Below are 12,597 nucleotides of genomic sequence, written 5' to 3'. Positions count from 1 at the left end.
GCCCACGAGGACGACCTCTCCCCCAATGCCCAAGGAGCACATTGATGTCTATCCGGAATCTGCGCATAGGTTTGCGCGCCAGTTTGAGTTTTGCCGTTCTGGCCAGCCTGCTGGTGGTGGTTGGCCTGTTCGGCCTGGGACAGATGAAAACCCTGCGCGAGAGCGCGGCGGTGATTGAAGAATCGTGGATGCCCAGCATCGAAAGCATCCATGACGCGGCAGCGAACATCGCCAGCATCCGCCTCGAATCCCTGCGCCTGATCACCAGCACCCAGGCGGCCATTCGCGAACGAAGCAAAGGCATTCTCACCGCGCAACGCCAGGAATTGCTCAAACGCCTCGACGACCATAAAGCCCTGATCGCCAACGATCAGGAACGGGCGATGCTGGAAGGTCTGGGCGCCGACACGGCCAAGTACCTGAGCATCCTCGACCAGATCCTCAAGCAGATCGACGCCGGACAGAACGATCAGGCCTACGCGCGCCTGACCAATGAACTGGCGCCCCAGGGCACGGTGCTCGACAAGACGCTGGAGCAAATGATCAGCCTCAATCAGCAAGGTGCGGATGCCGCTGCCAGGTCTGCGGCGGCGATGTACCAGCAGGCGCTGTGGATCGTCGCCACGATCATCGTCATCGCCCTGATCGCCACGCTGCTGCTGGCCTGGCTGCTGACCCGCAGCATCACCGCGCCGATCAATCAGGCGTTGAACGTGGCACGACGCATTGCCTCGGGAGACCTCAGTGGTCGCATCGACAGCGAGGGCCGGGACGAAGCCGCGCAGTTGCTCAGCGCTCTGGCTGAAATGCAGGGCAATCTGCGCTCGACCATCCGCGGCATCAGCGAGTCAGCCCAGCAACTGGCCTCCGCCGCCGAGGAAATGAGTTCGGTGATGGAACAAAGCACCCGCGGCCTGCAACAGCAGAACGACCAGATCGAACAAGCCGCCACCGCGGTTACCGAGATGAGCACAGCGGTCGATGAAGTGGCCGCCAATGCGGTGTCCAGTGCCGAAGCGTCCGAAGCCTCGAACGAAGACAGCAAGCACGGGCACGTGCAGGTCAGCGAGACCATCAACTCGATTCAGGAACTGGTCAGCGCGGTGCTCGGCGCCTCCGAACAGGCCGAGGGCCTCGCGACCCAGGCTCAGGACATCAGCAAGGTGCTGGAAGTGATTCGCGGCATCGCCGGGCAGACCAACCTGCTGGCACTCAACGCCGCCATTGAAGCGGCGCGGGCCGGGGAGGCAGGACGTGGATTTGCAGTCGTCGCCGACGAAGTCCGTTCGCTGGCGCAACGCACGCAAAATTCCACCGAAGAAATCGAGCTGATGATCAGCAGCATCCAGCAAGGCACCGGCGCCACCGTCGGCGCGTTGCAAAGCAGCGCCGAACAGGCCAGCCAGACCCTGCGCCGAGCCAACAGCGCGGGCCATGCACTGGAGAAAATCACCGCGTCGATTTCGCAGATCAACCAGCGCAACCTGGTGATCGCCAGCGCCGCCGAACAGCAGGCGCTGGTGGCCCGGGAAGTCGACGAAAACCTGGTGACCATCCGCGACCTGTCGACCCAGACCGCCGCCGGTGCGACCCAAACGTCTGCCGCCAGTCAGGAACTGTCGCGCCTGGCCGTCGACCTGAACGGCCTGGTGACGCGCTTCGTGCTCTGACGGGAAAATTAAATGCCCGTTTAGCGGTTGCCATCGTCAGGGCGCTCGGCAACACTCTCGTCCCCATCAAGGAAGGAGTTGCCCGTGAGCCCTGTCGATATTTTCCGCATGTTGTCGCTGGCCGCGATCTGGGGTGCGAGCTTCCTGTTCATGCGCATCATCGCCCCCACGATCGGCACCGTTCCTACCGGATTTTTCCGGGTCTCGATCGCGGCGGTCGGTTTGCTGGTGATCCTCGGCCTGATGCGCATCAGCTGGGACTTCAAAGGCAAACTCAAGACCGTGATGCTGCTGGGCGTGATCAACTCCGGCGTTCCGGCCACCTTGTATTCCGTCGCCGCCCAGGTGCTGCCGGCCGGGTACTCCGCAATCTTCAATGCCACCACACCGCTGATGGGCGTGTTGATCGGCGGGCTGTTCTTCAGTGAAAGACTCACAGTGGCCAAACTGGCCGGGGTTTTCCTTGGCCTGCTTGGTGTGGGCGTGCTGACCCGCGCCGGCCCGGTCGCGTTCGACCTGCCGCTGTTGATGGGCGCTGTTGCCTGCCTGCTCGCAACGACCTGCTACGGCTTCGCCGGGTTCCTCGCTCGACGCTGGCTGGATCAGGCCGGCGGGCTCGACAGCCGTCTTTCGGCTTTGGGCAGTATGCTTGGCGCTACCCTGTTCCTGCTGCCACTGTTTGGCTACAGCGTCATCACCCAGCCGCCGGTGAGCTGGGGTGGCTGGAATGTCTGGTTGTCGCTGTTGGGCCTGGGTCTGGGCTGCACCGCATTTGCCTACATCATCTACTTCCGCCTGCTGAGCTCCATCGGGCCGGTGAAATCGATGACGGTGACCTTCATGATCCCGCCGTTTGGCGTGCTGTGGGGCGCGTTGTTTCTCGATGAACCGCTGTCGATGGCCCACGTGTATGGCGGGGTATTGATCGCGATTGCGCTGTGGCTGGTGTTGAAGCCGGCGGCGGTGAAACCGGTAGAAGTCGCGACTCGCTGATCGGCAGATGTAAAAAGGCCCGGGAGTTTCCTCCCGGGCCTTCTTCATGCGCGTTTCTTATGCCGATTTACGGAAGACAAATACCAGACCGACGATGATCAACAGCATCCCCAACACGCTCAACGCCGCCAGGCGATTGCCGAAGATCAGGTAATCCATCACCGCCGTCACCGCTGGCACCAGATAGAACAGACTGGTGACATTCACCAGATTGCCCCGGGCGATCAGGCGGTACAGCAGCAAGGTCGCCAGCACCGACACCACCAGTCCCATCCACAACACCGGCACGATGAAGCCGGCGCTGTGCTCGAAGTGAAAAGGCTGGAACGGCACGAAGATCCCGCACAACAACAGCCCCGCCAGATACTGCACCGGCAGCGTGCCGAGAGGATTGTCGGTGATGCGCTTCTGCATGATCGAGCCGAACGTCATGCTAGCCAGTGCCAGCAGACCGAACAGCATTCCCGCCAAAGACATCCCGGCCAGACCAATGCCCTGGTAAACCACCATGATCAGACCGGCCAGTCCCAGCAGCAGACCGAAAATGCGGCTCGCCGAGCGCTGACGCTCCATGATCACCACCGTGAGAATCGGTTGCACACCCATGATGGTGGCCATCACGCCGGGGGTGACCTTCAGGTCCAGCGCCAGCAGATAGAAGATCTGGTAAGCCCCCAACAACACCACTCCGGTGGCCATCGCATACAGCATCGGCCTGCCACCCTTGGGCAGTTTCAGCTTGAGCAACGGCACCAGCAGCACCAGCCCGCACAGGGCAATCACAAAACGGATCAGCAGAAAGGCAAAGGGCGAGGCGTGGGCCAGCCCCCACTTGGAGAAGATCGCCCCGCTGCTCCACAGCAGAACGAACAGGCTCGTGGACGCCGCCGCGAGCGCGGACTTTTTCGAAAGGACAAACATGAATACCACCTGTAGTCAGGCAAATAGCCAACTCAGCCGAAGCTGAAATTCAGTAGGTTTTTTCAGGCGGGCACAGGGGTCAGCAGAAAACGCTGATCAGCCCGAAACGCCAACGCCCGGCGGTGATACGACTGCGCACACCGGCGTGCTACTGACAGGTGGGGGGTAATGACTGATCTGCACAGGCTGCTGATTCCCGCACGGCACGACGCCAGCGTTGACCGCTGAATCGACTACCACGTTGATGAGGGATGCAGGCATTGGGCTGATCTTTTTTGAAGGGTTGAAAGGTGAGCCGTAGAACTCACGAGCGCCGACTATAACCAGCCCGCGACATGGATTGCAACGACTTGGGCAAAGGGCCGCTAGCGACGGATGGACAAGAGCTGAATAGGCTGTTGAGCAACGGCTACATCCACTACGAGGGCGGGCTCATGCGTAAATCTGTGAAAAAATCCCCCACTAAGAAAAGATCAATCAAAACGGATGAAAAGCTTATTTCCTCTGAGCCATCAACCAATCAGCAGCGCTTTCTTCAGCTACTGATTACGGGCATCGAAGACGAGCCCGACGTTCTCGCCGGACGGCGCTGACTCACAGACAATAAAAAACCGCTCACAAGGAGCGGTTTTTTATTGTCTGGGAGTCAGCCTCAACCAAACAGCCAATATCCCAGCAACGTCAACACCACCACCGCCAGCACCGGCCGCATTACGCGGTAGGCCTTTGGATTGCGGCGTTTCCACTGTTTGACCACACCGCTGAACCGGTCGCTGAAGTTCTTGGTCCAGGCATAAGCCTGGTTGATCCCGCCGACGCGTTCGTCGTCGAGGTTCTGCGGTGCGGTGGCGCGGCCCAGCCAGGCGCTGATGAAGCGGTTGATGCGTGTCATCAGGCGGTTGCTCAGCGGACGCTCGATGTCGCAGAACAGGATGACGCGGGTCTTTTCGGTTTCGTTCTTGACCCAGTGCACGTAGGTCTCGTCGAACATCACATCTTCACCGTCGCGCCAGGCGTAGACCTGACCGTCGACGAAGATCCGGCAATCGTCGGAGTTGGGCGTCGACAGGCCGAGGTGATAGCGCAGGGAACCGGCGAACGGATCGCGGTGCGGATTCAAATGGCTGCCGCCCGGCAACAGCGCGAACATCGCACCCTTGACGTTGGGGATGGCACTGACCAGTGCCACGGTTTTCGGGCACAGGGTTTCGGCCGATGGCAGCGGTTTGTCGTACCACTTGAGGTAGAAACGCTTCCAGCCCTTCTTGAAGAACGAGCCGAAACCGGCGTCGTTGTTCTTCTCGGCGGCGCGGATGTAGCCCTCGTCGAACAGGTGCATCGCTTCGTCGCGGATGGTTTCCCAGTTGTCGCGCAGCACGTCCAGTTCCGGGAATTTGCTGCGATCCAGATAGGGCTTGGACGGCACGCCGGAGAACAGGTACATCAACGCGTTGTACGGAGCGAACAGCGCCGAATGGTTGACGAACTGACGCAGCACCGGCAAACGCGCCTTGCCGCGCAAATGCACGTAGAGGATGCTGCCCACAAACAGCAGCAACACCGACACCTTGGCGGCTAACGAAAAGGTCATCAACAACTCCTTGAAAAAAGACAACGCCACGCAATGTCATTTACCCGACATGGCGGCCGGCCATGATAAACACTACCGGCTCCGGGAAAAACCCGCCCGACCCAAGATTCAGTGTTAAGAATTGCGCAACAAAGCATTAATTAACATAACGGTCCTGAACCCTGGCTGACCTGAATCAACGGGACGCTTACTGCTGGTTTTCCTGATCGGTGAACAGATCGCTGAACAGCATGCTCGACAGATAACGCTCACCAGAGTCCGGCAGCACCACCACAATGGTCTTGCCCTGCATTTCCGGGGTTTCCGCTAGGCGCACTGCAACGGCCATCGCGGCACCGCAGGAAATGCCGCACAAAATCCCCTCTTCCTGCATCAGGCGCAACGCCATGACCTTGGACTCTTCATCGGTCACGCGCTCGACCCGGTCGACCATCGACAGATCCAGGTTCTTTGGTACGAAACCGGCGCCAATGCCCTGAATCTTGTGCGGGCTCGGCTTGATCTCTTCGCCGGCCAGCGCCTGAGTGATCACGGGCGAAGACACCGGCTCCACCGCCACCGACAGAATCGGTTTGCCCGCCGTATTCTTGATATACCGCGATACACCGGTGATGGTTCCGCCGGTGCCGACGCCCGCCACCAGTACATCGATCGCACCGTCGGTGTCGTTCCAGATTTCCGGACCGGTGGTTTTTTCGTGGATGGCCGGGTTGGCCGGGTTGTCGAACTGGGACGGCATGAAGTATTTGCCCGCGTCGCTGGCGACGATCTCGTTGGCCTTTTCGATTGCGCCTTTCATGCCTTTGGCGGGCTCGGTCAACACCAGCTCGGCACCCAGCGCCTTGAGCACCTTGCGCCGCTCGATGCTCATCGAGGCCGGCATGGTCAGCATCAATTTGTAACCGCGAGCGGCCGCCACAAAGGCCAGGCCGATGCCGGTGTTGCCCGAGGTCGGCTCGACGATGGTCATGCCCGGCTTGAGTTTGCCGCTGCTTTCGGCGTCCCAGATCATGTTCGCGCCGATCCGGCACTTCACCGAATAGCCCGGGTTGCGACCTTCGATCTTGGCCAGGATGGTCACGCCACGAGGCGCAATGCGGTTGATCTGCACCAGCGGCGTATTGCCGATGGAATGGGCGTTGTCAGCAAAAATGCGGCTCATGGCTGGGTCCTTATGCAGCGTTGAATTCAGCTCTCCAAGGTAAGCCTGTTGCTCCTGCCAGTCCAGTCGGGTCGAACGTCTGCTACAGGCGGCAGTCCATCGCTTAACACCGTTCGGGAATTGCCGCCATGAAGCGTCGCTACCGCTGGCCGTTGTGGATCCTCGCCACTGTCGTTGTGCTACTGATCGCCCTGCACATCGCCCTGCCCTTTCTCGTGCGCGACTATCTGAATGACAAGCTGGCCAACATGGGCGACTACCGTGGGCAGGTCACCGATGTGGACCTGGCCCTGTGGCGCGGTGCGTACAAGATCAACGGACTGAAGATCGTCAAGGTCGACGGCAAGGTACCGGTGCCGTTCGTCAATGCACCGTTGATCGATCTGTCCGTCAGTTGGCATTCGCTGTGGTACGACCACGCGGTAGTAGCGCAGGTGAAGTTCTTCAGACCCGAAGTCAATTTCGTCGATGGCGGTGCCAACAAACAGAACTCCCAGACCGGTAAAGGCACCGACTGGCGCGCGCAGTTGGGCAAGCTGCTGCCGATCACCCTCGACGAAGTGCAGATCAACGATGGTCGCATCAGTTTCCGCAACTTCAACTCGAAACCGCCCGTGAACATGAACGCTACGAACGTCGAAGCGAGCATTTACAACCTGACCAACGTCGTCGACACCCAGGGCAAGCGTGATGCCCGCTTCGAAGGCAAGGCCCTGCTGCTGGGCCAGGCGCCACTGGAAACCTCCGCCACCTTCGACCCGCTGAGCAACTTCGAAGACTTCGAGTTCCGCCTGCGTGCCCGCGACCTCGAACTCAAGCGCATGAACGACTTTGCCTCGGCCTATGGCAAGTTCGACTTCAGCGCCGGCCACGGCGACGTGGTCATCGAGGCCCAGGCCAAAAAAGCCCAGCTGACGGGCTACATCAAGCCGTTGCTGCGCGCCGTTGAAGTGTTCAACTGGCAACAGGATGTGGAAAACAAGAACAAAAGCATCTTCCGCTCAGTCTGGGAGGCCCTGGTCGGTGGTACCGAAACCGTGCTGAAGAACCAGGCCAAAAACCAGTTCGCCACCAAGGTCGAACTCAGCGGCAGCGTCCATCAGCAAGATATCAGCGCGTTCGAAGCGTTTTTGCAGATTTTGCGCAATGGATTCATCCAGGCATTCAATGCCCGGTATGAGCGTCCGAAGCCGGATGCGGGTTAGGTCTTTGCACGAGCGCATCCAGATACAAGGTATCGGCGCCGAGCTGAATATCCGGATCCAGCCATTCCACGGTCCACCCCTCATTTCCGAGGTTTGCTGCACAGAATACCTTTGGATCAAGTAAGGGCTTGAGGCCTGGATACCTTTGAAGATCCTGGCTCAAATCGACACGCAACTGCTGACCATCAACAAAGGTCAGCGCCAGACAAAAATCTTCCGAAGGTTGTACAGACGATAAACGAGGGCGTTTCCTGGGTAGCATCGGTTCAGATCCTCTATCAGAGATGTTCAGCAGGCTACTTCCAAACCGATGATCACTGAATGCTGGCTTTGCGCCGAAACTGAGTCAACATGTGACGCCCCATTCAGAGACTGAATAAGCCGTCTGCGTTCACAGTCGACCGGGCCGCGCGTTATAGTCGGGCATCCGATTATTTCGCCCCCGCCCTGCCCGTTCAGGTCGGCGTTACCGTTCGAGGATTAGCAGATGAAGTTCGAAGGCACCCAGGCCTACGTCGCCACCGATGACCTGAAGCTGGCGGTCAACGCCGCCATCACCCTGGAGCGGCCGCTGCTGGTCAAGGGCGAGCCGGGCACCGGCAAGACCATGCTCGCCGAGCAACTGGCCGAATCGTTCGGCGCCAAGCTGATCACCTGGCACATCAAGTCCACCACCAAGGCCCATCAGGGCCTGTACGAGTACGATGCGGTCAGCCGTCTGCGCGACTCGCAACTGGGCAATGAAAAAGTCCACGACGTGCGCAACTACCTGAAGAAGGGCAAGCTCTGGGAGGCGTTCGAGTCTGAAGAACGCGTGATTCTGCTGATCGACGAAATCGACAAGGCTGACATCGAGTTCCCCAACGATCTGTTGCAAGAACTCGACAAGATGGAGTTCTACGTTTACGAGATCGACGAGACCATCAAGGCCAAGAAGCGTCCGATCATCATCATTACCTCCAACAACGAGAAAGAGCTGCCGGACGCTTTCCTGCGCCGCTGCTTCTTCCATTACATCGCGTTCCCCGACCGCACCACCCTGCAGAAAATCGTCGATGTTCACTACCCGGACATCAAGAAGGACCTGGTCAGCGAAGCGCTGGACGTGTTCTTCGACGTGCGCAAGGTGCCGGGCCTGAAGAAGAAGCCGTCGACCTCGGAACTGGTGGACTGGCTGAAACTGCTGATGGCCGACAACATCGGCGAAGCGGTGCTGCGCGAACGCGATCCGACCAAAGCCATCCCGCCGCTGGCCGGTGCGCTGGTGAAGAACGAACAGGACGTGCAACTGCTTGAGCGCCTGGCGTTCATGAGCCGTCGCGGCACCCGCTAAGAGGCTGACGCCATGTTGCTCAACCTGTTCAACGAAATGCGTGCAGCCAAGGTGCCGGTGTCGGTGCGCGAGCTGCTCGACCTGATCAACGCGCTGAAACAGCGCGTGACGTTCGCCGACATGGACGAGTTTTACTACTTGTCCCGGGCGATTCTGGTGAAGGACGAACGGCATTTCGACAAGTTCGACCGTGCGTTCGGCGCCTACTTCAACGGCCTGGAAAAACTCGACGACCACTTGCAGGCGCTGATTCCCGAAGACTGGCTGCGCAAGGAGTTCGAGCGTTCGCTGACCGACGAGGAACGCGCACAGATCCAATCCCTCGGCGGCCTGGACAAGCTGATCGAAGAGTTCAAGAAGCGCCTGGAAGAACAGAAAGAACGCCACGCCGGCGGCAACAAATGGATCGGCACCGGCGGCACCAGCCCGTTCGGCTCCGGCGGTTTCAACCCGGAAGGCATTCGGGTCGGCGACGCCGGCAAGCGCCAGGGCAAAGCGGTGAAAGTCTGGGATCAGCGCGAGTACAAGAACCTCGACGACTCGGTGGAACTGGGCACCCGCAACATCAAGGTCGCCCTGCGCCGCCTTCGTAAATTCGCTCGTCAGGGCGCGGCGGAAGAGCTGGATATCGACGGCACCATCGACCACACCGCCAAGGACGCCGGCCTGCTGAACATCCAGATGCGCCCGGAACGGCGCAACACGGTGAAGCTGTTGCTGCTGTTCGACATCGGCGGTTCGATGGACGCCCACGTGAAGATCTGCGAGGAACTGTTCTCGGCCTGCAAGACCGAGTTCAAGCATCTGGAGTACTTCTACTTCCACAACTTCATTTATGAATCGGTGTGGAAGAACAACATGCGCCGTACCTCCGAGCGCACCTCGACCCAGGATCTGCTGCACAAGTACGGCGCCGACTACAAAGTGATCTTCATCGGTGACGCTGCAATGGCGCCCTATGAAATCACCCAGGCCGGCGGCAGCGTCGAGCACTGGAACGAAGAGCCGGGTTACGTGTGGATGCAGCGCTTCATGGAGAAGTACAAGAAGCTCATCTGGATCAATCCGTACCCGAAAGACACCTGGGGCTACACCTCGTCGACCAATATCGTGCGGGATTTGATCGAGGATCAGATGTATCCGCTGACGTTGCGCGGGCTGGAAGAGGGGATGCGGTTTCTGTCCAAGTAAGCGGATCGTTCCCATGCTCTGCGTGGGAATGCATCAAGTGACGCTCTGCGTCACTGGGACGCGGAGCGTCCCGGGCGGCATTCCCACGCGGAGCGTGGGAACGATCAAGTAAAGCGCTGTAGATATTCGATATGTTCCCGGTGTGCAACTTCTTGTACCACCGGGCGCAACCTGACCTTCGCCCCCGGCAGACACTGCGCCAGGCGTGCCAGCGCCAACGGCGTCAACGCTCCCAATCGCGGATACCCGCCAATGGTCTGCCGATCATTGAGCAACACGATCGGCTGCCCGTCCGGCGGCACCTGCACCGCGCCCAGCGGGATGCCCTCGGAAATCATCGGCTTACCCTGATACTGCAACGCCGTCCCCAACAGACGAATGCCCATGCGATCGGCACGGCTGTCCAGCGTCCAGGCACTGTTGAATGCATCGAACAGGCTCTGCCCGCTGAACTGACCGATCTGCGCGCCAAGCACCAGATCGAGCGGCGCGTCGAGGCGCAGATCCGGCCGATGCTGTGCCGAAACCTCACGCACCAACAGGGTTTCGCCCTGATAACTCAGCGAAGCACCCTTGGCCAGCGGCAAGCCAAAACTATCGAGGCCGCCGAGCTCTTCGCGCACCACCGTGGCACTGCTGCCCAACACTTTCGGCGCAGTGAAACCACCGGGCGCCGCCAGATAGGCCCGAGCCCCCAACAACGGTTGGGGGAACTTCAAGGTCTGCCCTTTGCGCAGTTTGAAACTGCGCCACGGCGCCAACATTTCACCGTCAATCTGCGCGCCAAGATCGGCGCCAGCCAACGCCAGCAGACAGTCGTCCTCCGCCACCACCGCAAACCCGCCAAGGGTGATTTCGATCACCGGCAAATCCAGGCCATTGCCCAGCAGCCAGTTGGCCCAGGCCATCGACCGCCAGTCCGCCGCGCCGCCCTGGGTCACACCCAGATGACGCACGCCGAATCGTCCGGCGTCCTGCAACAGACACAGCGGTGTGCTCGCTTCAATTGTCAGTCGGCTCATGCCAGGGCCTCCAGAGGCGTGTCGTCACCGCCGAGACGGATGAACTCGGCGTGGCTCACTGCTTCGAAACGCACGGTATCGCCGGGCTGCATCAGGCTGTAGCCCTCGCGTTCACGGTCGAACAGTTTTGCCGGCGTGCGACCGATCAGGTTCCAGCCACCGGGAGACACCACCGGATACGCGGCAGTTTGCCGTTCGGCTATGCCGACGCTGCCGGCGGCGACTTTCTTGCGAGGTGTGTTCAGACGCGGGGCCGCCAGGACTTCGTCCACCAGCCCCATGAAGGCAAACCCCGGTGCAAAACCCAGGGCGAACACCTGATATTCACGCGCACTGTGACGGCGGATCACTTCTTCCACCGACAAACCACTGCGCTGCGACAGCAGGCTCAGTTCCGGGCCGACACTCAAGTCGTACCACACCGGCAGCACGTGACACTGGCCGCCGGTTCGCGCATTGGGCGAAAGGTCGACCAAGGCTTCGGCGATCAACTCCCGGGCCTGACTCGGGCTCAATGCCGTCAGGTCGTAATGCACCATCAACGTGGTGTACGACGGCACCAGATCAATCAAATGCTCGCCGAACACCGTGCGCAACCGCTCGCTGGCGGCGAGCATCCACGGCATGTTGGCTTCGGCGATTTCATCGAACAGGCGCAGCATCAGGCAATCCAGTGCCACCACTTCCACCCGCGGATTCATGGCGCGCTCTGCTCGTTCAAGGCCTGACGAATGCGTTGCACGGCCGCCACTGAACTGGCGTTGTCGCCGTGTACGCACAAGGTGTTGGCTTGCAAGTGCAGCGCGCTGCCGTCGCTGGCGGTGAGGTTGTCGCCCCGGGCGATGGTCAGTGCTTGCCCGATGATGGTTTCGGCGTCGTGATGCACCGCCCCCGGCAGTTGCCGCGAGACCAGTCGGCCGGCGCTGTCGTAGGCGCGGTCAGCGAAGGCTTCGAACCACAGGGTCACGCCGTATTCGTCTCCGAGCTGTTGCGCCGCCGTGTTGTCGCGGGTTGCCATCAGCATCAGCGGCAAGCTGCGGTCGTAAGCTGCGACTGCCTGGATCACCGCCCGCAACTGCGCCGGGTTGGCCATCATGTCGTTGTACATTGCGCCGTGGGGTTTGACGTAACTGACTTTTCCACCCTGGGCACGGCAAATGCCGTCGAGGGCGCCGATCTGGTAATGCAGGATGTCTTGCAGTTCCTGGGCGGTGTACGCCATGGAGCGCCGACCGAAACCCACCAGATCCTGATAGGCCGGATGCGCGCCGATCTGCACGCCATGACTCAAGGCCAGGCTGACGGTCTTGCGCATGATGCTCGGGTCGCCGGCGTGGAAACCGCAGGCAATGTTGGCGCAATCGATGAAGGGCATGACCTCCGCGTCCAGACCCATGGTCCAGTTGCCGAAGCTCTCGCCGATGTCACAGTTCAATAGCAGGCGGCTCACGGTGAACACTCCTGTAGCTGTTATCTTTTTATGCTGTAGGACAGTTGTCGCAGGTTATC

The 12,597-nt window shown here is 60.3% G+C and carries 12 protein-coding genes and 1 pseudogene; 6 read left to right on the top strand and 7 right to left on the bottom strand.

All coding sequences use genetic code 11. From position 1 onward, the window contains the following. Positions 1–44 precede the first annotated feature (44 nt). Together AC1RR7_RS24525 and AC1RR7_RS24520 are read left to right on the top strand one after the other, a co-directional pair. Positions 45–1,670 carry a methyl-accepting chemotaxis protein gene (locus tag AC1RR7_RS24525; RefSeq protein WP_493158622.1) on the top strand — a complete coding sequence of 542 codons (1,626 nt, stop codon included), beginning with the start codon at positions 45–47 and terminating at the stop codon, positions 1,668–1,670. Positions 1,671–1,754: 84 nt separating this feature from the next. Next, complete coding sequence (locus AC1RR7_RS24520) at positions 1,755–2,663, top strand: DMT family transporter (protein WP_096819367.1); 909 nt, start codon at positions 1,755–1,757, stop codon at positions 2,661–2,663. Between the two features lie 57 nt (positions 2,664–2,720). Here the strand turns inward: AC1RR7_RS24520 and AC1RR7_RS24515 are convergent, their stop codons facing one another. Next, on the bottom strand, positions 2,721–3,584 hold the full coding sequence (locus tag AC1RR7_RS24515) for a DMT family transporter (RefSeq protein WP_493158621.1): 864 nt from the start codon (positions 3,582–3,584) through the stop codon (positions 2,721–2,723). 335 nt (positions 3,585–3,919) lie between these two features. On the opposite strand from AC1RR7_RS24515, the gene AC1RR7_RS24510 reads away from it, so the two are divergent. Then, on the top strand, positions 3,920–4,177 hold the full coding sequence (locus AC1RR7_RS24510) for a hypothetical protein (RefSeq protein ID WP_493158620.1): 258 nt from the start codon (positions 3,920–3,922) through the stop codon (positions 4,175–4,177). Positions 4,178–4,236: 59 nt separating this feature from the next. On the opposite strand, the gene AC1RR7_RS24505 is transcribed toward AC1RR7_RS24510, so the two are convergent. Both AC1RR7_RS24505 and cysK read right to left on the bottom strand, forming a co-directional pair. Continuing rightward, a complete protein-coding gene (locus AC1RR7_RS24505; RefSeq protein WP_096819371.1) occupies positions 4,237–5,175 on the bottom strand; it encodes an aspartyl/asparaginyl beta-hydroxylase domain-containing protein in 939 nt (312 codons plus the stop codon). A gap of 187 nt (positions 5,176–5,362) precedes the next feature. Beyond that, the gene (cysK, locus tag AC1RR7_RS24500; protein WP_493071902.1) at positions 5,363–6,337 is read right to left on the bottom strand and encodes a cysteine synthase A; all 975 of its coding nucleotides are present in this window, start codon (positions 6,335–6,337) and stop codon (positions 5,363–5,365) included. Positions 6,338–6,465: 128 nt separating this feature from the next. Here cysK and AC1RR7_RS24495 point away from each other — a divergent pair, with 128 nt between their 5' ends. After that, complete coding sequence (locus tag AC1RR7_RS24495; RefSeq protein WP_493158619.1) at positions 6,466–7,542, top strand: DUF748 domain-containing protein; 1,077 nt, start codon at positions 6,466–6,468, stop codon at positions 7,540–7,542. Positions 7,543–7,546: 4 nt separating this feature from the next. Here AC1RR7_RS24495 and AC1RR7_RS24490 read toward each other — a convergent pair. Next, positions 7,547–7,804: pseudogene (locus tag AC1RR7_RS24490) on the bottom strand (DUF2442 domain-containing protein); the annotation flags it as partial. A 225-nt stretch (positions 7,805–8,029) separates the two neighbouring features. Between AC1RR7_RS24490 and AC1RR7_RS24485 the strand changes: the two are divergent. Together AC1RR7_RS24485 and AC1RR7_RS24480 are read left to right on the top strand one after the other, a co-directional pair. After that, positions 8,030–8,875: an AAA family ATPase gene (locus AC1RR7_RS24485; RefSeq protein WP_007911294.1), complete on the top strand. Its 846-nt coding sequence runs from the start codon at positions 8,030–8,032 to the stop codon at positions 8,873–8,875. 12 nt (positions 8,876–8,887) lie between these two features. After that, the gene (locus tag AC1RR7_RS24480) at positions 8,888–10,066 is read left to right on the top strand and encodes a vWA domain-containing protein (RefSeq protein ID WP_007956512.1); all 1,179 of its coding nucleotides are present in this window, start codon (positions 8,888–8,890) and stop codon (positions 10,064–10,066) included. Between the two features lie 104 nt (positions 10,067–10,170). On the opposite strand, the gene AC1RR7_RS24475 is transcribed toward AC1RR7_RS24480, so the two are convergent. The 3 genes from AC1RR7_RS24475 to AC1RR7_RS24465 are packed head-to-tail and all read right to left on the bottom strand — an operon-like array spanning position 10,171 to position 12,538. Then, entirely contained in the window at positions 10,171–11,088 is a 918-nt protein-coding gene (locus AC1RR7_RS24475) for a 5-oxoprolinase subunit C family protein (RefSeq protein WP_493158617.1), read from the bottom strand. Beyond that, on the bottom strand, positions 11,085–11,789 hold the full coding sequence (gene pxpB / locus AC1RR7_RS24470; protein WP_493158615.1) for a 5-oxoprolinase subunit PxpB: 705 nt from the start codon (positions 11,787–11,789) through the stop codon (positions 11,085–11,087). Before pxpB ends, AC1RR7_RS24475 begins: the two co-directional genes overlap by 4 nt. Further along, positions 11,786–12,538, bottom strand: coding sequence for a 5-oxoprolinase subunit PxpA (locus tag AC1RR7_RS24465; RefSeq protein WP_096819376.1), 753 nt, complete (start codon positions 12,536–12,538; stop codon positions 11,786–11,788). Before AC1RR7_RS24465 ends, pxpB begins: the two co-directional genes overlap by 4 nt. Between the last annotated feature and the right edge of the window lie 59 nt (positions 12,539–12,597).

This window comes from Pseudomonas sp. GW821-FHT11G12, from assembly GCF_058808055.1.
Note: the sequence above shows the minus strand (reverse complement) of the source record. Positions and strands in the feature narration are given on the sequence as shown.